At 38.0% G+C, this 26,934-nt stretch carries 28 protein-coding genes and 1 other annotated feature; of the genes, 4 read left to right on the top strand and 24 right to left on the bottom strand.

Going from position 1 to position 26,934, the window contains the following annotated elements:
- Nucleotides 1–248 precede the first annotated feature (248 nt).
- The 24 genes from IGJ55_RS00540 to IGJ55_RS00425 all read right to left on the bottom strand — a co-directional run bounded on the left by IGJ55_RS00540 (nucleotide 249) and on the right by IGJ55_RS00425 (nucleotide 22,387).
- Nucleotides 249–575 (bottom strand): DNA methyltransferase, encoded by a 327-nt coding sequence (locus IGJ55_RS00540; protein ID WP_430607052.1) that lies wholly within the window; start codon nucleotides 573–575, stop codon nucleotides 249–251.
- A 12-nt stretch (nucleotides 576–587) separates the two neighbouring features.
- Entirely contained in the window at nucleotides 588–1,106 is a 519-nt protein-coding gene (locus IGJ55_RS00535) for a hypothetical protein (RefSeq protein ID WP_429951373.1), read from the bottom strand.
- 248 nt (nucleotides 1,107–1,354) lie between these two features.
- Entirely contained in the window at nucleotides 1,355–2,500 is a 1,146-nt protein-coding gene (locus tag IGJ55_RS00530) for an ArgE/DapE family deacylase (protein ID WP_429951375.1), read from the bottom strand.
- A 188-nt stretch (nucleotides 2,501–2,688) separates the two neighbouring features.
- Nucleotides 2,689–3,516 carry a pur operon repressor gene (gene purR / locus IGJ55_RS00525; RefSeq protein WP_083244324.1) on the bottom strand — a complete coding sequence of 276 codons (828 nt, stop codon included), beginning with the start codon at nucleotides 3,514–3,516 and terminating at the stop codon, nucleotides 2,689–2,691.
- Between the two features lie 266 nt (nucleotides 3,517–3,782).
- The gene (locus tag IGJ55_RS00520) at nucleotides 3,783–4,619 is read right to left on the bottom strand and encodes a metal ABC transporter permease (protein WP_429951377.1); all 837 of its coding nucleotides are present in this window, start codon (nucleotides 4,617–4,619) and stop codon (nucleotides 3,783–3,785) included.
- The gene (locus IGJ55_RS00515; protein ID WP_069639510.1) at nucleotides 4,592–5,272 is read right to left on the bottom strand and encodes a metal ABC transporter ATP-binding protein; all 681 of its coding nucleotides are present in this window, start codon (nucleotides 5,270–5,272) and stop codon (nucleotides 4,592–4,594) included. The genes IGJ55_RS00520 and IGJ55_RS00515 overlap by 28 nt, the downstream gene beginning before the upstream one ends.
- A 72-nt stretch (nucleotides 5,273–5,344) precedes the next feature.
- Nucleotides 5,345–6,301, bottom strand: coding sequence for a metal ABC transporter substrate-binding protein (locus tag IGJ55_RS00510; RefSeq protein ID WP_069639509.1), 957 nt, complete (start codon nucleotides 6,299–6,301; stop codon nucleotides 5,345–5,347).
- A gap of 255 nt (nucleotides 6,302–6,556) precedes the next feature.
- Nucleotides 6,557–7,408: a 4-(cytidine 5'-diphospho)-2-C-methyl-D-erythritol kinase gene (gene ispE / locus IGJ55_RS00505; protein WP_069639508.1), complete on the bottom strand. Its 852-nt coding sequence runs from the start codon at nucleotides 7,406–7,408 to the stop codon at nucleotides 6,557–6,559.
- A gap of 394 nt (nucleotides 7,409–7,802) precedes the next feature.
- Nucleotides 7,803–8,048, bottom strand: coding sequence for a Veg family protein (locus IGJ55_RS00500; RefSeq protein WP_010761984.1), 246 nt, complete (start codon nucleotides 8,046–8,048; stop codon nucleotides 7,803–7,805).
- A 134-nt stretch (nucleotides 8,049–8,182) separates the two neighbouring features.
- Nucleotides 8,183–8,743, bottom strand: a complete 561-nt coding sequence (locus tag IGJ55_RS00495) for a sigma-70 family RNA polymerase sigma factor (protein WP_069639507.1) — start codon at nucleotides 8,741–8,743, stop codon at nucleotides 8,183–8,185.
- 87 nt (nucleotides 8,744–8,830) lie between these two features.
- Nucleotides 8,831–9,361 carry an NYN domain-containing protein gene (locus IGJ55_RS00490; RefSeq protein WP_430607047.1) on the bottom strand — a complete coding sequence of 177 codons (531 nt, stop codon included), beginning with the start codon at nucleotides 9,359–9,361 and terminating at the stop codon, nucleotides 8,831–8,833.
- A gap of 68 nt (nucleotides 9,362–9,429) precedes the next feature.
- Nucleotides 9,430–10,272, bottom strand: a complete 843-nt coding sequence (gene rlmB / locus IGJ55_RS00485; RefSeq protein ID WP_429951383.1) for a 23S rRNA (guanosine(2251)-2'-O)-methyltransferase RlmB — start codon at nucleotides 10,270–10,272, stop codon at nucleotides 9,430–9,432.
- Nucleotides 10,262–10,660 (bottom strand): Mini-ribonuclease 3, encoded by a 399-nt coding sequence (locus IGJ55_RS00480; RefSeq protein WP_069639504.1) that lies wholly within the window; start codon nucleotides 10,658–10,660, stop codon nucleotides 10,262–10,264. Before IGJ55_RS00480 ends, rlmB begins: the two co-directional genes overlap by 11 nt.
- Nucleotides 10,657–12,069: a cysteine--tRNA ligase gene (cysS, locus tag IGJ55_RS00475; RefSeq protein WP_429951385.1), complete on the bottom strand. Its 1,413-nt coding sequence runs from the start codon at nucleotides 12,067–12,069 to the stop codon at nucleotides 10,657–10,659. The genes IGJ55_RS00480 and cysS overlap by 4 nt, the downstream gene beginning before the upstream one ends.
- Nucleotides 12,053–12,601 (bottom strand): serine O-acetyltransferase EpsC, encoded by a 549-nt coding sequence (gene epsC / locus IGJ55_RS00470; protein WP_069639502.1) that lies wholly within the window; start codon nucleotides 12,599–12,601, stop codon nucleotides 12,053–12,055. Before epsC ends, cysS begins: the two co-directional genes overlap by 17 nt.
- Before the next feature lie 87 nt (nucleotides 12,602–12,688).
- Nucleotides 12,689–12,889 (bottom strand) — a binding site (T-box leader).
- Between the two features lies 1 nt (nucleotide 12,890).
- On the bottom strand, nucleotides 12,891–14,348 hold the full coding sequence (gene gltX, locus IGJ55_RS00465) for a glutamate--tRNA ligase (protein ID WP_430607044.1): 1,458 nt from the start codon (nucleotides 14,346–14,348) through the stop codon (nucleotides 12,891–12,893).
- Between the two features lie 15 nt (nucleotides 14,349–14,363).
- Nucleotides 14,364–14,837: a 2-C-methyl-D-erythritol 2,4-cyclodiphosphate synthase gene (ispF, locus tag IGJ55_RS00460; protein ID WP_069639500.1), complete on the bottom strand. Its 474-nt coding sequence runs from the start codon at nucleotides 14,835–14,837 to the stop codon at nucleotides 14,364–14,366.
- Between the two features lie 9 nt (nucleotides 14,838–14,846).
- Nucleotides 14,847–15,572, bottom strand: a complete 726-nt coding sequence (gene ispD, locus IGJ55_RS00455) for a 2-C-methyl-D-erythritol 4-phosphate cytidylyltransferase (RefSeq protein WP_069639499.1) — start codon at nucleotides 15,570–15,572, stop codon at nucleotides 14,847–14,849.
- Nucleotides 15,559–16,701 carry a PIN/TRAM domain-containing protein gene (locus tag IGJ55_RS00450; RefSeq protein ID WP_069639498.1) on the bottom strand — a complete coding sequence of 381 codons (1,143 nt, stop codon included), beginning with the start codon at nucleotides 16,699–16,701 and terminating at the stop codon, nucleotides 15,559–15,561. Before IGJ55_RS00450 ends, ispD begins: the two co-directional genes overlap by 14 nt.
- An 88-nt stretch (nucleotides 16,702–16,789) precedes the next feature.
- Nucleotides 16,790–18,160 (bottom strand): DNA repair protein RadA, encoded by a 1,371-nt coding sequence (gene radA, locus IGJ55_RS00445; protein ID WP_430607042.1) that lies wholly within the window; start codon nucleotides 18,158–18,160, stop codon nucleotides 16,790–16,792.
- Between the two features lie 104 nt (nucleotides 18,161–18,264).
- The gene (locus IGJ55_RS00440) at nucleotides 18,265–18,744 is read right to left on the bottom strand and encodes a dUTP diphosphatase (RefSeq protein WP_430607039.1); all 480 of its coding nucleotides are present in this window, start codon (nucleotides 18,742–18,744) and stop codon (nucleotides 18,265–18,267) included.
- Nucleotides 18,745–18,855: 111 nt separating this feature from the next.
- Complete coding sequence (locus IGJ55_RS00435; protein WP_430607037.1) at nucleotides 18,856–20,241, bottom strand: hypothetical protein; 1,386 nt, start codon at nucleotides 20,239–20,241, stop codon at nucleotides 18,856–18,858.
- Between the two features lie 198 nt (nucleotides 20,242–20,439).
- Complete coding sequence (locus IGJ55_RS00430) at nucleotides 20,440–21,756, bottom strand: PTS sugar transporter subunit IIC (RefSeq protein ID WP_207121143.1); 1,317 nt, start codon at nucleotides 21,754–21,756, stop codon at nucleotides 20,440–20,442.
- A gap of 13 nt (nucleotides 21,757–21,769) precedes the next feature.
- Nucleotides 21,770–22,387 carry a hypothetical protein gene (locus tag IGJ55_RS00425; protein WP_069639493.1) on the bottom strand — a complete coding sequence of 206 codons (618 nt, stop codon included), beginning with the start codon at nucleotides 22,385–22,387 and terminating at the stop codon, nucleotides 21,770–21,772.
- Nucleotides 22,388–22,429: 42 nt separating this feature from the next.
- On the opposite strand from IGJ55_RS00425, the gene IGJ55_RS00420 reads away from it, so the two are divergent.
- From IGJ55_RS00420 to IGJ55_RS00405, 4 genes are all read left to right on the top strand, one after another.
- On the top strand, nucleotides 22,430–23,125 hold the full coding sequence (locus tag IGJ55_RS00420; RefSeq protein WP_430607035.1) for a MurR/RpiR family transcriptional regulator: 696 nt from the start codon (nucleotides 22,430–22,432) through the stop codon (nucleotides 23,123–23,125).
- Nucleotides 23,126–23,387: 262 nt separating this feature from the next.
- On the top strand, nucleotides 23,388–24,479 hold the full coding sequence (gene serC, locus IGJ55_RS00415) for a 3-phosphoserine/phosphohydroxythreonine transaminase (RefSeq protein ID WP_430607033.1): 1,092 nt from the start codon (nucleotides 23,388–23,390) through the stop codon (nucleotides 24,477–24,479).
- Entirely contained in the window at nucleotides 24,480–25,667 is a 1,188-nt protein-coding gene (locus tag IGJ55_RS00410) for a phosphoglycerate dehydrogenase (RefSeq protein ID WP_069639490.1), read from the top strand.
- Complete coding sequence (locus IGJ55_RS00405) at nucleotides 25,667–26,905, top strand: DUF1015 domain-containing protein (protein WP_069639489.1); 1,239 nt, start codon at nucleotides 25,667–25,669, stop codon at nucleotides 26,903–26,905. The genes IGJ55_RS00410 and IGJ55_RS00405 overlap by 1 nt, the downstream gene beginning before the upstream one ends.
- Nucleotides 26,906–26,934: the final 29 nt, after the last annotated feature.

Below are 26,934 nucleotides of genomic sequence, written 5' to 3'. Positions count from 1 at the left end.
ACATTTATTTTAAAAAGAATGAAATACTTGTTAGGATTGATTGTGATATACATTTAACAACTCTAAACTTTCCGAAGACTATTTTTTTGCACAGGTGTTCTTTTACACTTATTCTTTATTAAAAGAGACCTATCCTAAAGCAACTACATGAGCTCACTTTTGCCTATACTCAGAATTTACACGCTGTTCAATCGTTCTAACGAAGATAAGTAAATATCTTTGTCCTTTTCAAATCCAAAAAAAGTCTATTATTTTTTACATAAAACTCCAGTTTTTCCACTACTCCAAGCATTATCAAGTATCAAATCGCCTTCGTTAGAATATGTCTTTATAAAATAATCAACAAGTGATTCAGGCTTTTGCGTTGGGTGTATTGCTAATTTTTGTTTGTCAGTAGCAAACGTTAAAACGCTACGTGGGTATCGTTCTGTAGAACCACCACCAGAAATGCCTACTTTGGTTTTACCGTAGTTACTACCATCATTTTGGTGCTTAGTATAGCTATTTACTGGCTTATGTCCTGTTGTTTTTTTGAGGATTGTAAGTAGGTAGCTTTTTATAAAAAACAAGAACATTTTCATGTGCCTTCATTGGCATTTTTTTGCGTTTAAATATCCAGTAGCAGTTGTTTTTTCCCAAATCCATTCATACCTCAACATATCTAAATTACTGTTAGCAAGGATTTTATCAAAAGGTGTTTGAGCTGTAAGAACGATTGCCCCATTGTCCTTTATGATTCGTTTATACTCTTTCCAAAGAGGTTCAAGAGGAATTAAACTGTCCCAATGGTTATTTGTGGTTGCATAGGATAAATCACAAAAAATCATATCTATAGTATGATCTGGAATCGTTCTCATGTCTAATAAACAATTTTCATTAAAAACTTGATCCCACAGTTCAGTAACACTTTCTACTGTTTTCATTGCTTCACTTGCTACTTTAGTTAAAAAATGACCATACTGATTATTTTCAGATAATTTTTGAATTACTCGATCTGTAGTTCCTAAATTGAGAATCACACGTTGTTTGACTTTGGTTCCTTCTCTATAATTCTCCGCTAAACTCCAATATAGAGTATTGTTTACTTTCCTTCTTTTCAAAAACATTTTGACACTACATTTCCAATTTAAAGGATAGATTTTTTATAAAATAAATCTATCCCAAAAATGGTCGTCTATGATTAGCTTACTTTTTATTCTATAATTAAAGAAACATTTCAAAATCCAAATACCCCTTAATATTTTCAATTAGTTCAATGTTTTCGTTACCTAATTTTTCATAAAAAAAGTGCCTATCTGCGAAACACACAGATAGGCACTTTCAGGCTTCTTCTCTTCTAATTTTCTGATTAGATTTAATCTAAATAGGTCGTTGCCATTTCTTTATAAATAGCCACCATTTCCAAATAGTTATCCACATCCACATATTCATCTACTTGATGAGGTGTTTCATTACCTGGACCAAAAATGATCACAGGAAATACTTTCTTCCCTTTTGTAAATTCAGCTGCATCGGTTGTACCTGAAATACCAACCATTGGAATATCGACGTTGACTTGTTTTTTCGCTACTTGTTGAGCGATTTTCGCGATATCAGAATCTTTTTCACTTTTCACTGAAATTTTATTCGCTTCAATACTCAAGGTTAAATGATACGTCTCTTTTTGGTTCAGCTCATCGATCAGTTCGTTCATTTTTTTGATGACCAGCTCATTATCATAACCAGGGATCGTTCTGATATTCCCTTGAAGACTCGCTTCACTTGGAATACTGTTGATTTGTTCCCCGCCGGAAATCATCGTTACATTATAGATAAAATCGCCTAAGACTTCATCTGTATGGATTTCACTGCGAAATAATTGATTGGCTCTAGAATAAAAGTCGTTCAAATGATCGATTGCATTTACACCGAGTTGGGGCATTGAGCTGTGAGCATTTTTTCCAAGAGACGCTACTTTGAAATTGATCGAGCCCTTATGAGCATAAACGATCCCAGCATAACCTGACGGCTCACCGATCACCATTGAGGTCACATCATCAACATAGCCTTCTTTGGTTAATTGTTCTGCCCCTAATTCACCGACTTCTTCACCCACTGTAGCGATTAAACGCAAACGTCCATTAAATTCTGCTTTTTCTTCTTTCAATTCGATCATAGCAATTGCCATCGCAGCTAACCCGCTCTTCATATCACAAGTGCCACGACCGTACATTTTACCATCACGAATTTCAGGTTTGAACGGATCAGAGGTCCAGTCAGAAACATTTCCTGCTGAAACCACATCCATATGCCCTGAAAAGGCTAAGACTTTTTCGCTATTTTTATTGCCGATCTCAACAATTAGATTGTCACGGTCTTTGTCGTATTCTAAAAAGCTTGAGTCGATGCCATGTTTTTTGAATAGTTTGCTTAAATACTCAGCGACTTTTTTTTCGTTGCCATTGACTGATTTGATTGCGACGAGGTCTTTTAAGATTTGGATTTTTTCTTGTTTTTCCATTGTGTTAGCCTTCTTTCATTTGATTTATTCAGTTTCTCATTGTGTGTGAGAAAAACTGGATAAATTTGCTTACGAATTAACTATACACCTGTTTAGGGGATTCGTTAAATAAAACTGGCTACTTTAATAAAAATGTACCGTTTTCTTAACAAAAAACCAGCCATCATTTCTGATAGCTGGTTCCAATTCTATTCATCAAAATAATTCCCTGGCACAACATTGATCGTTTTCGTCCGTGTATCAACGTCTTCCACATAAAGTAACGAAGTATAATCTTCGATCGCACGTTGACCTTTAAATTTAGACTCTGCAAACACAGTGATCCCAACAAGCTCTGCCTCAAATTCTTCGATCAGGCTCTTCATTCCGTTAACGGTTCCGCCACCTTTCATGAAGTCATCCACGACTAACACTCTTGAACCACGTTTTAAGCTGCGTTTTGATAATTCCATTTTTTCGATTCGTTCAGATGATCCAGAAACATAATTTACACTGACGGTTGAACCTTCAGTGATTTTTGAATCACGGCGAACAATTACAAAGGGAACATTTAAGTAATAAGACACAGCTTGAGCGATCGGTACACCTTTAGTGGCTACCGTCATAACGGCATCGATTTGTTCATCTAAATATTTAGAAGCAATAATTAGGCCCACTTGACGTAGTAGTTTCGGCTGTCCCAGTAAATCAGAAAGATAGACATATCCTCCTGGCAGCAGACGATCTTGTTCTGATAAACGTTCACATAGAGACTTCACCAGTTCTTTTGATTCCTCATATGGAATTTCTGGAATAAACCGAACGCCGCCAGCAGCTCCTGGAATCGTTTCAAGAATTCCTGTTCCTCGCTGTTTGAATGTCTTTTTGATGATGGCTAAATCCTCACTAATCGATGATTTAGCTGATTTATAGCGCTGTGCAAAATAGGTCAAAGAAACCAATGTATGGGGATGATCCAATAAGTATTGTGTCATATCGATCAATCGTTCACTTCTTCGAATTTTAGAATCTGTCACTTCTTCTCCTCTTTCCTTTAAGGCTTATTATTCACAAGAATAATCACTGTTCCTTATTTTTTATAGGTTCGTTATTCATTAATTTTCAACAACTAAAATAAATGATACTTCCTCATTATCTATCGTTCCTATTATAGGGTGTTTTGTAAAAAAAATCGAGCATTTTTTAACAAAATTGGAAAATAGTTCGCAATTTAAGAAACAAAAAAGAAGATAAAAGAAAAAACTTTCGTTTTTCCTCTTATCTTCAGCTAAATTATACCTGTTTATCTCTGATTTATCTTTTTATTCCGTTGCATCGTCACCACTACTTTACGAACCACACTTACAAGAATGAATAATCCAATAAAAATCAAAGTGATGCTAGCACTTGGTGGTGTTTCTAAATAATACGAACCTGTTAATCCTGTTAGCATGCCGATCAACCCCATGATGACACTAATAATAATAACTGTATTGAATCCTTTTCCAATTCGCATTCCGATTGCAGCTGGTAAAACCATGATCGCTGAGATCAATAACGCTCCAGCAATCGGGATCATCACTGCGATTGCCACACCTGTGATCACATTAAACAACATTGACATCCAATGAATTGGTAATCCATCTACATGGGCAGTATCTTCATCGAAAGTCAAAACGTACATCGGGCGTTTGAATAATAGGAATAAAACGACTAAGATCACAAAGAGAACAGCTAAAATGACTACTTGCTGCCAAGTGATCGTTACGATCGAGCCAAATAAATAGGACTGAATACTAGCTGCTGAATTCCCTCCGCTAAGATTCATCAACACCAGTGCTAAAGCGAGTCCGCCTGACATCAAAATCGCAATCGAGATTTCCGAGTACGTACTATAAATCATTCGTAGGTATTCCAAAATAATAGCAGCTATGATCACGACAACAAGCGTCATGATATCTGGATTCCAATTTAAGAAAAATCCTAGAGCAACTCCAGCGAGTGATACATGAGAAAGAGTATCTGCCATCAACGATTGTCTTCTGATAACAAGAAATACACCTAGCATCGGTGCAATCACCGAAATAAAGGTTGCGGCCAAGAAGGCTTTTCTCATGAACTCATATGAAAGCATCTCCATTGTGAATCCTCCTTCCGAACTAAACGAATTTGTCGATCAGCATACGATTTGATATCTTCATGATCATGAGTGATCATCAAAATCGCTTTGCCATGATCATGAGCATTATGCCTTAACAAGCGATAAAATTCTTTTCTAGACGTTTCATCCATTCCCGTTGTTGGTTCATCTAAAATAAATAAATCAGGGTCTGTCGCAAAAATACGTGCTAAACTGATACGTTGTTTCTGTCCACCAGAAAGTTCACCGATCCGTTTATGGCGCATGTCCCACATACCAACTGCTTTCAAGGCTTTTTCCACATGCTGATGGTCTCGTTTAGTTAATGGCTTAAACCAGCGATTACGCGGAAAACGGCCTGAGCGAACTAACTCGATCACGGTACTTGGAAACCCTGCATTAAATGACGCTACTTGCTGAGGAATATAACCAATACTAAGTTTTTGTCCTTCTGAATTCTCCTTGGCAATCGTAATGACGCCTTTCGTTGGTTTTAATAGTCCCAAGGTACTTTTGATTAATGTTGATTTTGCTGCGCCATTTTCACCGGTTAGAATCACAAATTCACCTGGATCAACATAATACGACACATCTTCTAAAACAGGCTCATCATCGTAATAGAATGTGAGGTCTTTGACTTCAAGATAATGCATGTCCATTCTCCTTTTTGATCTAAAAAAATCTGGGACAAAAACGAGGATCGCTTTTGCCCTTGATTTTTATTTTTATTTCACACTTTTCTTCAAGGCTTCAAGATTGGTTTTCATCACTGAAATATAATCTTCCCCTTGATCTTGTTCTTTTTGGGTAACACTTTCCAGCGTATTCAGCACTGCTAATTCAACGCCTGTTTCGCGTGCCAGGGTTTCAGCAACTTTTGATGAAGCTGTTGTTTCAAAGTAGATCACTGATACATTATGCTCTTCGATATATTTTTTTAATTCTGCTAAACGGCTTGGTGAAGGTTCTTGATCTGGTGAAATTCCAGCAATCGATTCTTGTGTCAATCCGTATTGTTTCGCTAAATAGCCAAATGCAGCATGTTGGGTGACGAAGGTTTTGTTTTTAGCTTTCGCGAAAGCCTCTTTGTACTCTGTGTCTAATTCTTGCAGTTTTTCTAAATAAGCGGTTGTATTTTTTTCAAACGTTTCTTTTTGCTCTGGATATTTCTCCACTAAAACATCACGAATTGCTTCCACTTCTTTTTTAGCTAAAACAGGATCTAACCAAACGTGAGGATCTAATTCATGGCTATGGTCATGTCCATCATGGTCATCTTCTTCATCCTCATGAGCAGCGCCTTCCATTAAATCGATTGAACCTGCCGCTTCTACCACAGCAACTTTTTTCTCATCAACATTTTCCAAAACATCTTTGACCCACGTTTCTAATTCATGACTATTATACACAAATACATCAGCATCTGTTATCTTGGCGATGTCCTTGGCACTAGGTTCATAATCATGCGGTTCTGTTCCTGCTGGAATCAACAATTGAACCTCTCCAGCATCACCTACCACATTTTTAGCAAAGTCGTACATTGGATAAAACGTAGTCACAACGTTGATTGTACCATTTTTTTTAGCTTTATCTGTTTCTTTTGTTTGTCCGCAAGCAGTTAGTGTAAAAATCACTGTCATTAATAGTAATCCAACACTATATTTCCAGTTTTTTATCCTCATCTTTTTGTCCTCATTTCGATTTACCTTGATCAAATCGTAATATTTACGATTTGTTAGCAAGAACTAATTTAACAGATGAAAAAGAGAACGTCAAGAGAAAACAGCAAAAATATTTTAGTGCAGAGAGCTTTGCTGACTTTGAAATATGTTACTGATGAAAAATAGCTACATTTTAAACGTCTTATAAGTAATGAAAAACCACTCAATTGAGTGGTTTTTCATTACTATTCATGTTTCTACTATGTTCTGCTTCGATTATTTTAACGTCCGCACGATATATACTTCATCGCAAAAACCTTTTAAACCATTGTAAATCCGTTGTGCGCGCGTTTTCTTTTCACATAATGCAAATACAGTTGGACCACTACCGCTCATTAACGCTGCATCTGCCCCATATTTCATCATCCGATCTTTGATTTGCTGGATCACAGGATGCCGTTTGATCGTCACACTTTCCAAAGCATTACCGATTTTTTCTGTCATCAATAGATAATCATCCGTTTCAATCGCTTGCTTCAACCCATGAATATCGGGGTGCTGAATGTTATTAAAGGACAAACTACTAAAAATAGAACTTGTCGAAACACTCATTCTAGGTTTTACTAGGACAACCCAACACTGTGGCATCGATGGTAAAAACTTTATTTTTTCACCACGCCCTGTGACAAAAGCTGTTCCTCCATGAATACAGTAAGGAACATCCGAACCAATTTTACTACCCAATTCTGCAAGCTCTTCTAAAGACAGTCCAAGGTTCCATAAACGATTCAGACCTCGCAATGCAGCAGCACAATCACTGCTACCACCAGCTAATCCCGCTGCAACAGGTATTCTTTTTTCTATATAAATCCTAACTCCTTGAGTAAGGCCAAACGTGTTCTTCAGCAATTCTGCTGCTTGGTACACGTGATTTCTTCTATCTACTGGTAAAAAAGAGCTATCTGTTTCGATTAGTATTTCGTCTTTCGGCAATAATTCAAAAGTCAGCCGATCGGCTAAATCCACACTAGCCATGATCATCTCTAATTCATGATAGCCATCTTTTCTTTTATAGAGCGCATCCAACCCCAAGTTGATTTTTGCGGGCGCTTTTTCTATGATTTCCATTCTTTTCACCTATCTAATCCAATACCTAACCATCTTCACAATCTTTTAAATTCTAACATATGTTGTCAGAGAAGTATATATTCGGATAAAAATTGCTTTATAGTTCAAGTTATGACTAAAAAATTATGAACCCACTCAACACTGTGGACTCATGGCTTTCATACTTTTTGACGGATTAAATAGTTTTATTAACGAGTCCATAATCAAGTGCTTCTTCTGCAGTCATCTAATACTCTCTAGCAGTATCATTTTTAACTTGCTTAGTGTCTTTACCAGTTTCTTTCGTAATCAAATTGAATAGTTAGAGGTTTTTTTGCTATAGATGTGCAATTATAGTATAAAAAATAGAGCTAAAGCGTTCTCGCTTTAGCTCTATTTTTAAAATCAGTCATGTTTAGACTGCTTCACTGACAAATTCAATCTCTACTGTGCGTGTCAACACATCAGAATAACTATAAGAAACTCGTTCAAATGAGTTTTCATCTGGATCTAAATCTACAACGAAGACAGATGGATACGTTTCTGTCAAAATACCATTACGTTCTGTTTGGCGCTTTCTGCCGGTCTGAGCAACTAATGTGATTTTGCTGCCGATACGACATTCTAGATCTTTTTTAATTGACGCTAAAGTTGTTGGCATTGCATTCACCTCAAGAGCCAGTATATCACATATTAATAAAAATAACAAGTTTACCATAGCAGAAAATGAAATGCAACTATTTATAATTGATAAATGGATAATTATTTGATGTGAATAATTTTAAAAATTCTCATTTAATCATAAATAATTCCTTTCAATTTCTTTTTAGCTCGATCATAGGCACTTCTAACCGTAATTTCTCGGCTATCCGTATCTTTGGCGATCTCTTTCAATTCTTTACCATTCATATATTCTTGAAACGTCACTCGTTCAAATGAAGACAGTACTGTCGGCAACTGCTCCAGCTTCTCTCGGATGATCATTTGCTCTAGCACGTCAGCATCTTCTGTCTCAATATAGTCAAAAAAAGATTCTCCCTGATTCTCTATCTTCTGATCTAATGAGATGGACTGGACGTCGATTGTCCGCTTAACTGCACATTGCCTTCTAACCAAACTACGAATATGATTCTCAAAATTTGACTTAAAAAATTGCCCAATAGAAACGTTATGTACCTCATCATATTTTTCTAAAGAACGATAAAAAATGATCCGGCCTTCTTGAAGCCAGTCTTCACGATCAAAGTCTCTCAGATAATACTTTTTTTGAAACTTGTACACGATTGGGTGATATTTCCGATACAAACAATCAAATGACACAGTGTCCCCTTTTAGGATTTCTTCATATTTGTTCATTGACAACATTCTCCTTCCAAGCATTCTACCAAAATGCTTGGAAAAATCGTACCACTATTCTCAATAGAAATATAAACAAATTGACATTTAATTTTTCTTTTTAGACAATTCGTCTAGTTTTTCAGACAACTTTGATAATTGATCAATATTCCAAGGGGAATTTCGTCGAAAGTCTTGAAAATGGATATCTTTTGTATGAACAGTAATCGTATGTTCTGTTTTTTGAACATTTTTATACAGCTCGTTAGCCGACGCGCGTAAAGCTCCTTTTGAAAAAACCAACCACTGTTCTGCTAAGTCACTAGTTGCAACCGTCACTTGAGTCAAACGATCATTTTTATCTCCTGCAATTCGCTCAATATAGCTATCAGCTGTTTCATCCTCTTTCGTGAAAACTACTGTTAAATGATATTTTTTATATGTTTGCTGAATTCCGGGAACTAATTGTGCATCAAAAACAACAATTACTTCTAGATCCTCATATTTTGCATAATTAGATAAACGCTGCAACAAAACTTCTCTGGCGTCTTCAAGTTTATTTTGGTTCTTCAATTGAACAAGTTCCGGCCAAGAGCCGATCATATTATAACCATCAACGATCAGTAACTGTTTCTTCATTTTGTTTTGCCACCTTCTTTATATAAGAAATCGAGAAAAAAGTAACTTTTTTCTCGCCATTCAACTAATTATTTTATAGGATTTCGCCCACGATAAGCCTCATACATCAGCAGACCAGCTGCAACACCTGCATTTAAGCTTTGAACGTGTCCTGTCATTGGTATTGTCAATAACTCATCTACTTCTTTATGAAGACCTTGGCTCATCCCGCGTCCTTCATTTCCAATAATCAATGCAATCGCACCTTGGGTATTCCACTGACGATAATCTGTCCCTTTCATATCCGTTCCGAAAATCCAAAAATTATTTTCTTTCAAGGTCGCAATACTTTGCGTTAAATTGGTCACACGAGCAACAGGAATGTACTCTACCGCGCCAGTCGACGCTTTTGTTACAACTGGTGTGATTCCAACTGCACGGTGCTTGGGAATGATGATTCCATCCACTCCTGTAGCGTCTGCTGTTCTTAAGATCGAACCAAAGTTATGAGGATCTTCTAAGCTGTCTAAAATCAAGAAAAAAGGGGCTTCTGTCTTGTCTTTTGTCCGATCAAGTAATTCATCTAGCGTTAGATATTCATAGGCTGTAATCGCTAATACGATCCCCTGATGAACCCCATGATTAGTCATTGTGTCTAACTTTTGTTTTGGAACCCATTTAACAGGGACTGCATTTTCTTTGGCTAATTGTTTTAAGTGTTCGACCTTTTCACTTTTGCTATCTTCTTGCAAAAATAATTTATTGCCACGTCCTTGTTGAATAGCCTCGATCGTCGCATGATTGCCAAAAACAAAGTTATCTTCGATTTCTTCTTGTGAAACTTCTCGTTCTCTTTTGATTGGTTCTTTTTTAAACGGTTGATTTCTTTGTGGCTTCTCGCCTTTAAAAGGATGTTTTTTGTCATTTTTCATTTTTTTCACCTACTTTTTTTATACACCAATCGATCAATTCTTCCAAGCGTTCTGTTTGTTTCGTTAAGTGTAAATACCCCATCAAGGACTCAAAACCTGTTGCAATTCGATAAGTAGTAATATCTGCATTTTTTGCAGAGGTATGGCTTTTAGCGTTACGTCCACGTTTGTACATTAGTTCTTCATCTTCAGTAAGTCGTTTCTCTTCAATCAAAGCTTGAATTAGAAATGCCTGCGCTTTTGCTGAAACATAATGTGTAGCCATACGATGCAGCGTATTGGGCTTTGTTTGACCTTGTTCCACTAAGTAATCGCGTATATAGATTTCATAGATTGCATCTCCCACGTAAGCTAAAGCCAAACCATTTAATTGTGTATAATCTCTCATTCACTTCTTCTCCATCTAGTTCCTTGAGCTGTGTCTTCCAAGGTTATTCCTTTATCTTTCAATAAATCACGAATTTCATCACTACGGGCAAAATCACGATTTTTACGTGCCTGATTGCGTTCTAGGAGTAATTGATCAATGTCATCATCCAACAATTCGTCTGATAAGAAGAAAATACCGAAAATACTTACCCACTGTGTAAATTGCTCCAACGCCTTTTCTGTAACGCCCATTGAAACCTTTGCTTGCTCGCTGTATTGATTCAACCACTTAGCTAATTCATACACGACAGTAATGCCATTAGCCGTGTTAAAATCATCATCCATTTCTGTCGTGAAACGTGTCTCAAATTCGATTAGTTCTTGTAATTTTTGGTGATCCTCGTCAAGCTCTGCTAATGCATCAGACTTTCTAAAAGACAAGTTTTCAAATGCATTTTTCAATTTTTGTAAATTGACTCCCGCTTCTTTCATCGTTGTTTCACTATAACGAATCGGACGACGATATTGGGTGGTTGTCATGAAGAACCGTAATACTTGCGGATCAACTTGTTTCACTAGTTCATGGACCGTTACAAAGTTTCCTAATGATTTACTCATCTTTTCATCGTCTTCACCAATCGTGACAAAGCCATTATGCATCCAATAATTCGCAAATGTTTGTCCCGTTTTCGCTTCACTTTGCGCAATTTCATTTTCATGATGAGGAAATTCTAAATCTTGTCCGCCACCATGGATATCAATTGTATCACCTAAATGTTTGGTTGCCATAACAGAACACTCGATATGCCAACCCGGACGCCCAGCTCCCCAAGGAGAGTCCCAAGAAATTTCGTCTGCTTTTGCGCTTTTCCATAAGGCAAAATCTAAGGGATCTTCTTTCAGTGCTTTTTCTACACCGGTACGCTGACTCGCGCCGATTTCTAATTCGTCGATCGATTGGTGACTCAGTTTGCCATACCCTTCAAATTTACGTGTTCGATAATATACGTCTCCTTGTGATTCGTAGGCATAGTCTTTATCGATTAGTGCTTGAATAAAGGTCAGGATATCCGGCATATGATCCATTACGCGAGGATGACTGGTCGCTGGCATTACATTTAGCACATTCGTGTCTTCTTCAAATGCATGGATAAAGCGTTCAGCCACTTCTGGTGCCGTGATACCTAAGTCTTTCGCTGCTCGAATGATCTTGTCATCAACATCTGTAAAATTTGATACATAGTTTACTTCATAGCCGCGATATTCTAAGTAACGTCTGATTGTATCAAATGCCATCGAGCTGCGGGCATTGCCGATGTGGATATAATTATACACAGTCGGTCCGCAGACATACATGCGAACTTTCCCTGCTTCTATCGGTTGAAAAACTTCTTTTTCTCTCGTTAATGTATTATAAATTTGAATCATACGCTTCCTCCAATTTCTCTCCTTTGATTCTGACCACTTTTGCTGGAATCCCTACAGCGGTCGCATCGTCTGGGATATCTGTTAAAACAACTGCTGCTGCACCGATTTTAGCTCGTTTGCCGATTGTGACCGGCCCTAGAATTTGTGCATGTGCATGGATCATTGCCCCTTTTTTAACTGTTGGGTGGCGTTTTCCTGTATCTTTACCTGTTCCACCTAATGTTACTCCATGAAATAAAACGACATCTTCCTCAATTTCCGCCGTTTGCCCGATCACAATCCCCATTCCGTGGTCGATAAAAACTCCTGAAGCGATTTTGGCTCCTGGATGGATCTCGATCCCGGTTAGAAAACGCCAAAATTGTGCATGAATTTTGGCTAGCAAAAACAAGCGATGGCGATAAAGAAAATGTGAAAAGCGATGCCAAAACAATGCATGTACACCAGGGTATGTAAGTAATGCTTCTGCTGTCGAACGCGCGGCTGGATCATTGGTTTTGACCGCTTTTACAGCTTTTTGTAACCACCCCATAGTTATTCTCCTTTCGTTTTAAACTTAAAAGTAGAGCATAGCTGAATAATAAAATAAAAAAGCGTCTTTTAAACGAAATAACTTCGTTTAAAAGACGCTTACGCGTGGTTCCACTTTTCTTCACAGGTTTCCCTGCCTCAAAACAGATAACGGTTGTTGGCCGTTTTCAGCTACGTATCGCTGAAACTATTCAAAGATGCATTTCAAAAAGTGCTGACAACTGTTTTCACCACCCACAGTCTCTCTAAAGACACACGCTTTTTTACTTCTTCTTCTCTACATATTTCTATTATAAAACGTTATTTAAATGATTTAAAGCTTTTTCTTTTCCTAAAAGTTCGATTGTATCGCCTAATTCAGGACCATGCATCTGTCCTGAAACAGCTACACGAATCGGCATGAATAGATTTTTACCTTTCACACCGGTTTCTTTTTGAACAGCCTTGATTCCTGCTTTGATACTTGGTACATCAACAACGTCCATTGCTTCTAACTGAGCTTTGAAAGCGGCTAAAACAGTTGGAACCGTTTCTCCAGCTAAGACTTCTTTTGCTGCCTCATCTAAGACTGGATGTTCATTGAAGAACAATTCAGAGACATCGACGATCTCCGCTGCATAGCTCATTTGTGGTTGGTATAAGCTAACGACTTTTTTCAACCATTCTAGCTTTTCTGTACTTGGTTGAGCTTCGATTTTACCTTCCGCTATTAAATAAGGAAGACACATATCGGTTAGAACATCTAAATCTAATTGTTTCATGTATTGGTTATTGACCCATTCAAGCTTCTTCCCATCAAAAGCTGCTGGGGATTTGCTTAGACGTTCTGGATCAAAAATTTTGATCAATTCTTCTTGGGAGAAGATCTCATCTTCTCCCACTGGTGACCAGCCTAGTAAAGCAGTAAAATTGAACATTGCTTCTGGTAAATAACCTAGTTCACGATATTGTTCGATGAATTGTAAGATCGATTCATCGCGTTTGCTTAATTTTTTACCTGTTTCAGCATTAATGATCAACGTCATATGACCAAACGCAGGTGCTTTCCAACCAAATGCTTCATAAATCATCAATTGTTTTGGCGTATTGGCAATGTGATCATCCCCACGTAAAACATGAGTGATTTTCATCATATGATCATCTACTGCTACCGCAAAGTTATAAGTCGGCATACCGTCACGTTTTTGAATAACGAAATCACCACCGATATTATCTGATTCAAAAACAATTTCACCTTTGACCATATCTTCAAATGTATAAGAAGTATTTCTTGGTACGCGGAAACGAATAACTGATTTAAGTCCTTGCGCTTCTTTTTCAGCTTGTTCAGATGGTGTCAATTCTGCACATTTTCCTGAATAATGAGGCATTTCACTACGAGAACGTTGTGCTTCTCTTTCAGCTTCCAATTCTTCTTCTGTACAATAACATTTGTATGCACGATTGCTTACTAGTAATTGATCGATTAGAGGTTGATAAATCTCGCCACGTTCTGATTGACGATATGGACCGTACTCCCCTGGTTTTTCCGGAGATTCATCCCAGTCCATCCCTAGCCATGCTAAGTTTTCCAATTGGCTTTTTTCACCGTCTTCGATGTTTCTTTTTTGATCTGTGTCTTCGATACGGATAATAAATTCGCCATCATTGTGACGAGCAAATAAGTAATTAAATAAAGCTGTTCTTGCATTTCCAATATGCAAGTGTCCAGTTGGACTTGGTGCATAACGTACACGTACCTTTGTCATTGTGCATTCCTCTTTCTATTTATCGAGTAAAGCGACCGCGATCGCTCCCATACCTTCTTCTTGACCAATAAAACCCATTTGCTCCATCGTTGTTGCTTTCAAATTGATTTGGTTTGTGTCAATTTGACAGGCCTTGGCGATGTTTTTTTTCATTTGTTCTAAATAGGGTTTCATCTTTGGTTGTTCAGCTAAAATTGTACAATCAATATTGCCAATAGTAAAGCCATCCGCCAATATTTTTTGATTTGCCTCTGATAGTAATGTTATTGAGTCAGCATCTTTAAATGCAGGATCTGTATCGGGAAACAAGTGTCCAATATCGCCATGTCCAGCCGCTCCTAGTAAAGCATCTGTGATGGCATGTAGTAAAACATCCGCATCTGAGTGCCCCAGCAACCCTTTTTCAAACGGTAATTCTACACCGCCAATAATCAATTTACGTCCTTCAACTAATTGATGAACATCAAATCCTTGTCCAATTCGTATCATCTTTTTCACCTAGCTTCTTTTTCGTTTCACGATAGCTTCACCGATCAGCATATCTTCTGGCGTGGTCAATTTGATATTTTCATAACTACCCAATACCATTGAGACTGACAAATTGCTATATTTTTCAATAAGAGAAGCATCATCTGTCCCTAAATAACCTTGTCGCTGCGCACATTCATGAACTGCTAGCAAATCGGCTCCATAAAATGCTTGTGGGGTCTGAATTTGCCACAATGTTTCACGTGGAACGGTTTCTTGAACGATTCCTTCAACAACACGTTTGATCGTATCTTTCACTGGAACTCCTAAAATTGCAGCTCTCGTTTCTTGCACCTTTCGATGTAATGCTTTCAATTGAGCCAGGTTAACAAATGGTCTTGCACCATCGTGAACCATTACAATATTTTCAAGATCAAATAAGGCACTCAATCCATTGAAAACGCTATATTGACGTTCGCTGCCACCAGATACCAGCGTTATAGGACACCTTTTTTTTTTTATTTCTTTCTTGATCATCGCAGCTAACAAATCTTGTTCATCTGCTTGGGTGACTAAGATAATATGCTGACAGGCAGGGTCATTTAAAAACGTCTTCAACGAATAAGAAATGACTGGTTTACCGATTAAGTGTAGTAAAATTTTGTTACGGCTAGCACCCATTCTTTTTCCTTGCCCCGCTGCCAATAAAATAACTTCATAATCTAGTGCTGTGTTTCGATTGTCAGCTCTTCTCATTAGCTTTATGTTCTTCTTTACTATCGTCGATGCCGCGTCCTGAATGAGCAGGTTTCGCAAAAATCATCCGTCCAGCAGCCGTCTGTAACGCACTAGTAACAATTACTTGAATATGCTGACTCATATAATGCTGTCCGTCCTCGACCACAACCATCGTACCATCATCCAAGTAAGCCACACCTTGCTGACGCTCTGTTCCAGCTTTTACAACCATGACATTCATCGTCTCACCTGGAATCACAACAGGTTTTACTGCATTAGCCAGGGCATTGATATTCAACACAGGTACATTTTGAAATTCAGATACTTTATTTAAATTATAATCATTCGTTACAACCACACCATCCAACAGTTTGGCTAATTTAATCAATTTGCTGTCTACTTCTGCAATGTCTTCGAAATCACCTTCATACATTTCTACAGAAATTCCGTCCTCTTTTTGTAGGGCATTTAAAATATCTAAGCCACGGCGACCACGAACACGTTTTAAGCTGTCACCAGAATCCGCGATATATTGCAACTCATACAAGACAAAATTAGGAATCAAAATAACGCCTTCTAAAAATCCAGTTTTGGCAATATCATAAATTCTACCGTCAATGATCACACTAGTGTCTAAAATTTTGTACTTATGAAAATGATCTTCCACTTTACGATCTAAAACTTCTCCACCGCTTTCAGCTGGAATTTTCTTTTGCTTAGGCGTAAAAATTCTACGCCATTCATCAATTCGAGTCGTCCCCATACGAAAGCCAAGGTACCCAAAGATAATCATAACTAAAATCGGTAAAACACTGTTTACAAACTGAATATTCAAGTTGTACATTGGAATCGAAATAATCGCACCTATGATCAACCCTATGATTACTCCTACACTTCCAAATAATAGATAGGTCAAACTCATTTCATTTAATGCTGCTTCTACTCTTTTTACACCTGAAACAATATACTTTGCTAACCCTAACGATAAAATAAAGAAAATAAGTGCACCAATCAAACTGTTAGTGAAGTTATTGTTCAGCCATGTATTATCTGCCTGTTTCGCCATATCCCAAGCCATCGGTAATAGTGAAATACCTAAGCTTGCACCAACGACGATCATCAGCAAAGTGATGACACGTTTTTGCATAGATTCATCCTCCAATATAATATACTTAATTTTACAGAATGAAAGGAGAAATCGTTGGTTAGTCATTGTAACGATTCTCACGTTCAGTCTATTTGAATACTTTTCTTAGTGTTTCTCCGATCGTCGCCACGCCAACAATCTCGATTCCCTCTGGAGGTGTCCAACCACCTAAATTATTTTTCGGTAAATAAATCTTGATAAAGCCTAACTTTTGCGCTTCACGCACTCGCTGTTCAATACTATTCACACGACGAATTTCGCCAGTCAATCCAATCTCACCAATAAAACATTCCGTGGGTTTTGTTCCATTTTCTTTATAACTGGAAGCAATGCTGACTGCCACCGCTAAGTCGATTGCCGGTTCATTGATTTTGACACCGCCTGCCGCTTTTAAGTAGGCATCTTGGTTTTGCAGCAATAACCCTGCACGTTTTTCTAAAACAGCCATAATTAGGGAAACTCGATTAAAATCTAAACCCGTTGTGGTCCGTTTCGCATTGCCAAACATCGTTGGTGTGATCAGCGCCTGGACCTCGACTAAAATCGGACGGGTGCCTTCCATGGCTACGACGATTGCTGAACCAGTGGCATCAGCCAAGCGTTCCTCTAAAAATACTTGAGAAGGATTTGCTACTTCCTCTAGTCCATGCTCCCGCATTTCAAAAATACCGATCTCATTCGTGGAACCAAAACGATTTTTTACTGCTCTTAATATTCTGAACGTATGATGCTTATCTCCTTCAAAATACAAAACCGTATCCACCATATGCTCTAACATTCTAGGTCCTGCAATTGACCCTTCTTTGGTCACATGACCCACGATAAAAATGGCGATCCCATTCGTTTTTGCGATTTTCAATAACTCAGCTGTCGTCTCTCGCACCTGACTGACGCTACCGGCAACACTGGTTACATCGGGTTGTGTCATCGTTTGAATCGAATCAATGATGACATAATCAGGCTCCAGTTTTTCGATTGCTCGGGCTATTTCATTCATATCTGTTTCTGCATATAAGTAAAATTCTGTATCGATCGAGCTTAAACGCTCCGCACGCATTTTGATTTGTTCTGCACTTTCTTCACCAGAAACATAAAGAACTTTACCACCGATTTCAGCTAGTTGCTGAGATACTTGTAGAAGTAATGTTGATTTACCGATCCCAGGATCCCCGCCAATCAACACTAGCGACCCAGGAACCACGCCGCCGCCTAAGACTCGATTCAACTCTACCAACTTCGTCTTAACTCTAGGTTCTTTTTTGGGAACCACTTCAGCTAAACGTTGGGGCTGTGTTTTTTTACCCGTTAGGCTCACTCTCGCACGACGATCGGTCGTATCTTGAATAATTTCTTCTGTCATCGTGTTCCACTGACCACAGTTCGGACAACGGCCTAAATATTTAGGGGAGATGTATCCGCACGTTTGACACTCAAATTGAACTTTTGCTTTCTTTGCCATATGCTATCTCCTCATTTTGATGTATTCTTTATTTTACCATAATATAAGCAGCTTAGACTAAGACTTCCCTCTATTAAGATACGCAATTTCCAAGCGATTCCATTTTAGTTTTTGCCAGATGAACCAAAACCACCTGTACGTTCATTTTCTACGTCATCTACATCCGCTAAAAGAAACGGTTTGAAAATCCCTTGTCCGATTCGTTCCCCTTTTTCGATGGTCATCTCTTCATACCCGAAATTTAGAAATTGAAACATGATATGTCCTTCATTGCCTTCGTTATTATAATAATCGCGATCGATCACACCTACGCCATTCGCTAACATTAAAAAGCGTTTCAAGGGGTTCGATGAACGGCTCACGAGTTCTAAGTATTCATTTTCAGCCATATATGCTTTGATCCCTGTCTTTACTAAAACAGGTTTAGGTGCGATGCCTTGGGCTTGTAATTGCCAAACGCTTGGTACTACTACTGTTTCTGCTGCTTCAAAATCATATCCTGCAGCACCTTTGGTCGCACGCTGCGGAATCGAGATTCCTTTGTCTGTATAATCTGTTATAATTTCAAATCCTCGTTGTTTCATTAAAAAGCTCCTCTACTTGTAAACTATTTCTATTTTAACATATTCCCATGGTCCCCAGTTTACTTTTATACTTTCTTTAATATTCTCCTGTGCTTTTTTAGTGTTTTCACATCATTTAGGCTGATTTTGTTGATAATCCTGTTTAATATTCGATTTTATCATCGTATATAAGATGAAAGAAAAAAAGAGAATCAATCCAACGATACTTATGATGTGAATATGCTCCACTAACTGGAGCGCGCCAGGATTTTGGGTTCGATGTGCTGTAATCTGCAACACAGTTTTGACAGGTAAGTGCGCTTGCTTAGCCAACAGCCACAAAATGCTCATCAACAACAATTGATGACTAACACTGCCTTTCGTTTGAGTACTATATTTTGTAATGATTCGCTGATCCTGCGGCAAAATCTCTTCTTGATAGTAGCTTCGGTTCAAGAAATTACCAGTAGCGCTGATAAGGCAACTTAAAAGAAAGACGCCAATAGGAAAAAGCGGACGAAACAACAGTAGAAATAAAGAAAAGATAAAGCCTCCAACATGGACAGTCTTCGGATCGAGTGTAGCGAACAAACGATACAACAATTTAATAACGAAGGCCGAAGCAACGATCCCTAAAATATACGGAACATACAAATTGACTGTAAGTCGACTTGCACCTAAACGTAGTGAAACATAAAACGTGCCAAAAAGCAGGAGAAAATTCATACACATCCCATTGCCAAATGTTAGTAAATTAAGCCACAATGGTAACTTCCAAGTCTTTCTTCGACGATTCAAATACCAAGCAGAGATTAAAAACAAAACCGAAAATCCAATAATTCCCGCATCCAACAATTGAGGATCAAACAATAAACGTGCTGAACGAATAAATAGCAAGAGTGCGAAGAAAACTAGAAATAAAAAGAACTCTTTGATCGCTATTACCTGTTGATCGACTTCATTAAAATCAATTTCATAATCTGGATAATGGGTCACTGTATGATACGCCGCAATATACAATAACGTGTACTCTCCTAAAATTAAAGGAATTCTCAATTCCTTTGTCAGTGTTAGTGAGGAAATCACTCCAGCTAAAATCAGTATAATGAATAGATATTTCCTAGCAGTCAATACAGAATATCCTTGTCTTTTTTCATGATAATTGACAGTTGTATTGGCAGCTGGCAGCCACGAGGCGCTTAACCCTAGTAAAACTGCTGAAAAAAGATACGCCGGAAAGTAAAATTGCCCCATCACACCAAGCAAGCACCCGGCACCTCCGATCAATATAGAAATGATCAACACATTAAAGCTTGTCAATGCCAGTTTGAAACTCTTCAACAGGAAAATACCTGTCATACGAAAAGTATAAAACAAGACAAACGGTAAAATCCGCTCCATTGTCTTGCCATCGCTTAAACTTAGAAATAAAAAGTAAGGGATAAAAGTAATTGTATTCGATAAAGTAAACGGCGCAACTTGTAAAGCATTGCGGGCCAGTTCTTTTAATTTAGCCATTAATTATTCTCCTTTGATACAGTTTGTTATGTAGGTAGTCTACCACGTTAACAGAAAAAGTGAAATGAATCACTGACTAAAAAAAACTCGATGAAAAGAATTCAGTCGATCACCGAATTCTCAACACCGAGACAATTACTTAACTATTCCTCAACAAACATCAATTCCGTCTGTTGCACTAATTTTTTGTGCATTCATCTACACTGGTTCATCCACTAACTTCGTTTGATTTTTTTCAAAGACTTTAAAGAATGGGTAATAAACGAAGATACTCAAAACGACCAAGAAAACATAGAATACAATATTACGCCAATCCATCGTAGCTAGATACGCTTGAGCGAAAAATGGTGTAAATGAAGGATCCACGATAAAACCTAGAGAGATCATGCCTATTTTCTGCGCAAAATACGTTAGAAACAACGAAATGACAGGCATCAGTAAGAATGGAATCCCTAAAATCGGATTAAACACAATCGGTAAGCCGAAAATAACAGGCTCATTGATAGAACAAATTCCTGGTACAAAGGACAATTTCCCAATCGTACGATATTGCGGTACTTTGCTGAACATCATTAAAATCACTAAACCTAACGTATTACCAGCACCACCCAAAACAGAAATTCGGAACATCTGCAAGTTCATCAAATGACTCATCACTTCTCCATTTGCAGCTTGCTCCGCATTTAATCCTGTTTGAGCGACTCCTAATGTAAATACAATGGGAAAAATAATCGATGATCCATTGATGCCAAATAACCAAAGGACATTTCCTAAGGTCACGATCAATAACAGCCCGCCTAAACTTCCAGCTATATTCACAGCAGGAGTCAACACGGACATGACTGCGTCAGGAAATGTTTGATCGAGCAATCCTAGAAAAACCAGATTCATACCATAAAAAAGCACAATGTTTGTCAACAAGGGAATCAAGGTATTGATAAATGTCACGACCATTGGCGGTACTGTGTCTGGCAGTGAAATCTTAATATTCTTCACTTCAAAAAAACGACTGACTTCGACTACTAAAAGACCTAAAATAATTGCCACAAACAATCCATTCGTCCCTAAATAATTTAGAGAAATCGTCCCTTCTTTCACAGGCGTGCAAACCAATAAATATGTCACCATACTGACCATGCCGTTCATCGCAGCATTTAATTTGTATTCATTTGATAACGAATAAGCGATCCCAAAAACACTGATCAAGCCAATGATACCCATCGTAAGATTGTATGGCGCTGTGATCACATCGTAATTGGCAACTGCGAATTCTTTCCAATTCGCTAAAAATTTCATAAAAAGTCCAGCATGAGTCGGATCATACTGATCCATATTGATCGGCGGATTGGCAAAAATTAAGAAAAAGGAACCAATCACAATAAACGGTAAGCCAAACATCATTCCGGTAGAAACTGCTTTAAGATGTCGCTGATTGCCAATTTTAGTTGCAAACGGACTTAAAATATCATTTAATCGATTGACCATAGATCCTTTAGTACTCACTGAATTTTTCATCAAAAAGTCCTCCTTAGACTTGCCAAGAATTAAATTCAAAAGCCGATTCAACGACTTCATTCGGGTCATAGCGTTCAATGATTTTGGCGTACTCCTCTTTATAATCATTGGTCACTTCAGCTTGGGGAATGACGATGCTTGCTTCATTTAAAAAGTGCTTGGAATCACGTCCCATTTCTTTTCCTCGAGTAGTATGTTTATCCAAAGCAATATCAGGGATTTCAGGAACGTACCCCATCGCAAAGCTTTTTATCACGATATTTTTTAATAAATCAGAAGAACGATCTTTTTCAGAGTGACATAAATAGCGAATCGCATGGAAAAAGAACATCGCTCGATCAGATTCATTATATTGGAATTCTTTACGCATTTGATTTAAGTTATTAATCATGATTGCAGCATTTTCATTACCCATGCCAATGTCTTCAACTGAAATTGCCAGCAACCTACGCCATAATTTTTCTTCAAATTGAGGGGAAGTAATGTACATTTCATAAGCGAAGTCGCAGGCTGCGCGTTCATTTCCACGACGAATCGACTTTTGTAAAGCAGAGACAACTTCATCTCCGTTTAGATTGTTTCTAGTTTTAACTCTTGCCCACGGATCATGGATATATTCTTGTTCTGTCATGTTATAATACTCCTAACTAAAATGAATTTAAGGGTGATTCAAGTGAATATTGATAGTCTTGCAGAAAAATACCAATTAAATAAAACGGAAAGCCAAATTTTAGCGTACATGAATGATCATCGTGTTGAATTAAAAAACTTAGGTATTCGAGAAATTGCGAAAAAAAGTTTTGTTTCTACTGCAACGATCATCAATATGGCGAAAAAAATGAATTTCACTGGCTATAGCGAACTCGTTTTTTACATCAGTGAATTTAATCTCAACCAAGAACGACTAGAAAAACACGATGTAGTTGCAGCATACGGAGAATCTTTTTTAGGACTTCTAAAAAAATATCAAGAGAAGAATATTATGATCTTAGGTTCTGGGTTTTCACAAAATTTAGCAAATTACTTTGCTGAATACTTCAATCTTTATGGCTTTAGAGCAACTTCGAATAGTCACTTAGAGTTTTTAAGGAAAAGTCATAAAGATGACGTACTTTTGATCTTCATCAGCAATTCCGGCAACACTGGTAGGATGTTTGAACTAGCAGAAATTGCTCAAACCAATGAACTTGAAAGTATTTGTTTTGTAGGCAGTGATCAGTCAGCTATCAGTAAAACTTCTACACTGTCTATTAGCACGAATACTTATTCACCAAGCTCTCATCAAGACTATTATCCGCAATTATTCTTTGGTACTGTATTGATTCAATTTGAATTATTAATGAGTTATACCCTTCAAAACTTACGATAGAAGAACGATTCGGCCGATGTCTCTTCACGCCATATTATAGTAGAAATAATCCACAATAAGAAGCGCTTTCAAGCGGATGTGAACATGTTTACCAATTTATAAACATGTTTGCGATGCTCTTCAGAATGAAAACTCCGTGAAAAATTTTACGAAACTTCCTTTTTAATCTTTTTTTAATCTAGCCTTTCTGTTATAATGGTTTTCACATTTACTAATACTAAATTGAGTAAATGAATGATCATATCGAAGGAGAGATAGATGTATGAAAACTGTTTACAATTTTTCAGCTGGTCCCGCCGTTTTACCTAAAAGTGTATTGGAAAAAGCACAATCCGAATTGGTGAATTACGAGAACAGCGGCATGTCCGTGATGGAGCTGAGTCACCGGTCCTCCCTTTTTGAATCGATCATTGAAAATGCTGAAACACTACTCAGAGAATTGATGACGATTCCTGATAACTATAAAGTCCTCTTCTTACAAGGGGGCGCTAGTATGCAATTTACGATGGTTCCTTTGAATTTAGCACAAAATAAAAAAGCCTTATACGTCAATACTGGTTCTTGGGCAAAAAAAGCCATCAGCGAAGCGAAAAAAATCGATAACGTTGATGTTCAGGTCATTGCATCAAGTGAAGATAAAAATTTCAGTTATATTCCCGATATCCATAAACAAGATATTCCGCAAGATGCTGCTTATCTCCATATTACGACCAACAATACGATCGAAGGCACCACGATTTTTAATTTGCCGGATGCAGGTGATGTGCCGATCGTCGCTGATATGTCTTCCAATATTTTATCAATTGACTATAACGTCGCTGACTTTGGGTTGATCTACGCTGGTGCGCAAAAAAATATTGGACCAGCCGGACTTACAGTTGTGATTGTTCGTGATGATTTGATTGGTCAAGCAGATGTTCTCAGCGCTATGTTGGATTATGAGATCCATGCAAAAAATGGCTCAATGTACAATACGCCGCCGACTTACAGCATTTACATGGCTAAACTTGTCTTTGAATGGATCAAAGAACAAGGTGGCGTTCGTCAAATGGAACAACAAAATAAGGAAAAAGCAGCCATTTTATATGATGCAATCGATGCCTCCAACTTATTTTCTTCACCTGTAAATCCGAAAGACCGTTCAATCAACAACATTCCTTTTATTACTGGAAGTGATGAGCTAGATAAAAAATTTAATCAAGAAGCCTTAACAGCAGGATTTGAAAACTTGAAAGGGCATCGTTCTGTCGGCGGTATGCGTGCTAGTTTGTACAATGCCTTCCCTAAAGCTGGTGTTTCAGCTTTAGTCGACTTAATGAAAAAATTTGAAGCAGAATACGGAGGAACGAACTAGATGTATGATATTAAAACATTCAATGCGATCGCCCCAGTTGGTTTAGCACGCTTTAACGAAGAAAATTTTACGATCAATAAAACAGAAGCCCCAGCCGGTATCATCTTACGTAGTGAAAAACTCCATGATTATGCCTTTCCTGCGTCAGTCTTAGCCGTCGCACGTGCCGGAGCTGGAACCAATAATGTGCCAGTCAAACAGTGTACTGAAGAGGGAATCGTGGTCTTTAATACCCCAGGTGCCAACGCAAATGCTGTAAAAGAGCTAGTGATCGCTTGCTTACTTCTATCCGTACGTCCCATTTTAAAAGGTTCCAACTGGGTCCAAACATTGACTGGAGCTGACACAGAAGAACAAGCGGAAGCACAGAAAAAACAGTTTGCTGGAACGGAATTAGAAGGCAAAAAACTCGGTGTGATCGGTTTAGGTGCAATTGGTGCAATGGTTGCTAATGATGCTTATCGTTTGGGCATGGAAGTAACAGGTTTCGATCCTTTTGTATCCGTTGATACTGCTTGGAGTATTTCACGTCGTGTCAAACGAGCGCAAAGTATGGAAGAGGTATTAAAAACCTGTGATTTTATCACTGTTCATGTGCCTTTATCTGAAAATACCCATCATTTGATTGGCAAAGAACAACTGAAACAAATGAAAAAAAATGCTGTTTTACTTAACTTTGCTCGTGGTGAATTAGTGGAAACGCAAGCTGTGATCGAAGCCCTTGCTCAAGGAGAAATCAGTAATTTTGTCACAGATTTTGCAGATGAACGCTTATTGCACAACGACAAAATCTTGGTTTTACCTCATTTAGGTGCTTCAACGGAAGAAGCTGAGGTCAACTGCGCCAAGATGGCTGCTCGTACACTGAAAAAATTCTTAGAAACAGGGAATATCAAACGCTCTGTCAATTTCCCAACGGTCGAAATGGCCTTCAATTCGCCATTCCGTTTCACGATCATCCACAGAAACGTTCCCAATATGTTAGGACAAATCTCAACAGGCATTGCTAATTTAGAAATCAATATTGATACGATGATCAACCGTAGTCGTGATGACTATGCCTATACAATTGTTGATATTGCCGAAACGGATGAAGAAAAAATCAATGCTGCTGCAGAAAAAATTCAAGCAGCTGAAAATATTATTCGTGTCAGAACCATCAAAAATACTGAGGCGGTGAGTTACTAATGGTTATGATCCATCCCTTTAAAGGTATTCGACCAGCGGCAGCGTTTAGCGAAAAAATCCCTACCTTGCCTTATGATGTTCTAAATTCAGCAGAAGCTCGAGAATTAGGTGCCGATAATCCATATTCTTACCTGCACATCGACAAAGCAGAAATCGATTTACCTGAAACTCTTTCTCCTTACGATGAGCAAGTTTATGCCAAAGCTGCTAGTAATTTACAAGCCTTTTTACAAAAAGAATGGTTGGTCCAAGATGAGCAACCGCTTTTATATCTTTACGAATTAACAATGAATGGCCGCGCTCAAACTGGTCTTGTGACGTGTACTTCGATCACGGATTACACAGAAGGTAAGATCAAAAAACATGAATTTACTCGTCCAGAAAAAGAAGTCGACCGCATCCGTCATATTGAAGCTTGTGATGCCAATACTAGCCCGATTTTTCTAACTTATCGCCAAAACAAACAGATTCAAACAGTGACAGACGACTGGAAAACAACTCATGCTCCCGTTTATGATTTTACAAGTTTCCATGACGTTACACATCGTGTTTGGCTTGTAGACCAACCGGAAGTGATCGAACAACTAGTGACACGTTTCGCTCAAGATGTGCCGGCTTTATACATTGCAGATGGACATCATCGGACCGAATCTGCGGTAAAAGTTGGACAAAAGAAAAAAGAAGCACATCCTGAAGCAACTGATACAGCTGAATTTAACTACTTCTTATCTGTTATTTTTCCAAAAGAAGAGTTAGAAATTTTAGATTATAACCGGGTCTTGAATGTCCCGATCGAAGCAGATTTCCTTGATCGTTTAGCAGAGGCATTCACAGTCACAAAAACAGACAATGGAAAACCTACTCAAGCAAAAGCATTTGGGATGTATTTAAAAGGACAGTGGTTTACTTTAACCGCTAAAGAAGGAATTTTATCTGATGATCCTGTTGCTGGTTTAGATGTTTCTTTACTTCAAAATCATGTATTTGCAGAAATTTTTGATATCCAAGATGTCCGCACAGATAAACGGATCGATTTTGTCGGCGGCATTCGTGGCATGGAGGAATTAGAACAATTAGTAGATAGCGGACAATGGTCGGTTGCTTTTGCCGTTTACCCAACAACGATGGATGATCTACTAAATGTTGCAGATGCAGGAAAAATCATGCCGCCAAAATCAACTTGGTTTGAACCTAAATTGTTAAGTGGATTATTTGTCCATGACTTAGAGACAAATTGAACGGAAAGCTGTAAAATAGAAGAATAAAA

This window comes from Enterococcus sp. AZ170 (assembly GCF_050545135.1).
Classification (GTDB): domain Bacteria; phylum Bacillota; class Bacilli; order Lactobacillales; family Enterococcaceae; genus Enterococcus_L; species Enterococcus_L ureilyticus.
Note: the sequence above shows the minus strand (reverse complement) of the source record. Positions and strands in the feature narration are given on the sequence as shown.

Bases quoted from the DNA above. Each gene is read 5' to 3' on its own strand.
- IGJ55_RS00530 (WP_429951375.1), bottom strand. From the start codon at position 2,500: ATGGAAAAACAAGAAAAAATCCAAATCTTAAAAGACCTCGTCGCAATC.
- radA (WP_430607042.1), bottom strand. From the start codon at position 18,160: ATGGCAAAGAAAGCAAAAGTTCAATTTGAGTGTCAAACGTGCGGATAC.
- IGJ55_RS00495 (WP_069639507.1), bottom strand. From the start codon at position 8,743: ATGAACAAATATGAAGAAATCCTAAAAGGGGACACTGTGTCATTTGAT.
- cysS (WP_429951385.1), bottom strand. From the start codon at position 12,069: ATGATTCAAATTTATAATACATTAACGAGAGAAAAAGAAGTTTTTCAA.
- IGJ55_RS00425 (WP_069639493.1), bottom strand. From the start codon at position 22,387: ATGACAGAACAAGAATATATCCATGATCCGTGGGCAAGAGTTAAAACT.
- IGJ55_RS00450 (WP_069639498.1), bottom strand. From the start codon at position 16,701: ATGCAAAAACGTGTCATCACTTTGCTGATGATCGTCGTTGGTGCAAGC.
- IGJ55_RS00410 (WP_069639490.1), top strand. From the start codon at position 24,480: ATGTATGATATTAAAACATTCAATGCGATCGCCCCAGTTGGTTTAGCA.
- IGJ55_RS00480 (WP_069639504.1), bottom strand. From the start codon at position 10,660: ATGAGAGATTATACACAATTAAATGGTTTGGCTTTAGCTTACGTGGGA.
- IGJ55_RS00510 (WP_069639509.1), bottom strand. From the start codon at position 6,301: ATGAGGATAAAAAACTGGAAATATAGTGTTGGATTACTATTAATGACA.
- IGJ55_RS00500 (WP_010761984.1), bottom strand. From the start codon at position 8,048: ATGCCAACAACTTTAGCGTCAATTAAAAAAGATCTAGAATGTCGTATC.
- ispE (WP_069639508.1), bottom strand. From the start codon at position 7,408: ATGGAAATCATAGAAAAAGCGCCCGCAAAAATCAACTTGGGGTTGGAT.
- IGJ55_RS00430 (WP_207121143.1), bottom strand. From the start codon at position 21,756: ATGAAAAATTCAGTGAGTACTAAAGGATCTATGGTCAATCGATTAAAT.
- ispD (WP_069639499.1), bottom strand. From the start codon at position 15,572: ATGAGAAGAGCTGACAATCGAAACACAGCACTAGATTATGAAGTTATT.
- IGJ55_RS00540 (WP_430607052.1), bottom strand. From the start codon at position 575: ATGTTCTTGTTTTTTATAAAAAGCTACCTACTTACAATCCTCAAAAAA.
- rlmB (WP_429951383.1), bottom strand. From the start codon at position 10,272: ATGAAAAATGACAAAAAACATCCTTTTAAAGGCGAGAAGCCACAAAGA.
- IGJ55_RS00435 (WP_430607037.1), bottom strand. From the start codon at position 20,241: ATGGCTAAATTAAAAGAACTGGCCCGCAATGCTTTACAAGTTGCGCCG.
- IGJ55_RS00440 (WP_430607039.1), bottom strand. From the start codon at position 18,744: ATGAAACAACGAGGATTTGAAATTATAACAGATTATACAGACAAAGGA.
- gltX (WP_430607044.1), bottom strand. From the start codon at position 14,348: ATGACAAAGGTACGTGTACGTTATGCACCAAGTCCAACTGGACACTTG.
- IGJ55_RS00515 (WP_069639510.1), bottom strand. From the start codon at position 5,272: ATGCATTATCTTGAAGTCAAAGACCTCACATTCTATTACGATGATGAG.
- IGJ55_RS00490 (WP_430607047.1), bottom strand. From the start codon at position 9,361: ATGAAGAAACAGTTACTGATCGTTGATGGTTATAATATGATCGGCTCT.
- IGJ55_RS00535 (WP_429951373.1), bottom strand. From the start codon at position 1,106: ATGTTTTTGAAAAGAAGGAAAGTAAACAATACTCTATATTGGAGTTTA.
- IGJ55_RS00520 (WP_429951377.1), bottom strand. From the start codon at position 4,619: ATGGAGATGCTTTCATATGAGTTCATGAGAAAAGCCTTCTTGGCCGCA.
- IGJ55_RS00405 (WP_069639489.1), top strand. From the start codon at position 25,667: ATGGTTATGATCCATCCCTTTAAAGGTATTCGACCAGCGGCAGCGTTT.
- epsC (WP_069639502.1), bottom strand. From the start codon at position 12,601: ATGGGGTGGTTACAAAAAGCTGTAAAAGCGGTCAAAACCAATGATCCA.
- ispF (WP_069639500.1), bottom strand. From the start codon at position 14,837: ATGATACGAATTGGACAAGGATTTGATGTTCATCAATTAGTTGAAGGA.
- serC (WP_430607033.1), top strand. From the start codon at position 23,388: ATGAAAACTGTTTACAATTTTTCAGCTGGTCCCGCCGTTTTACCTAAA.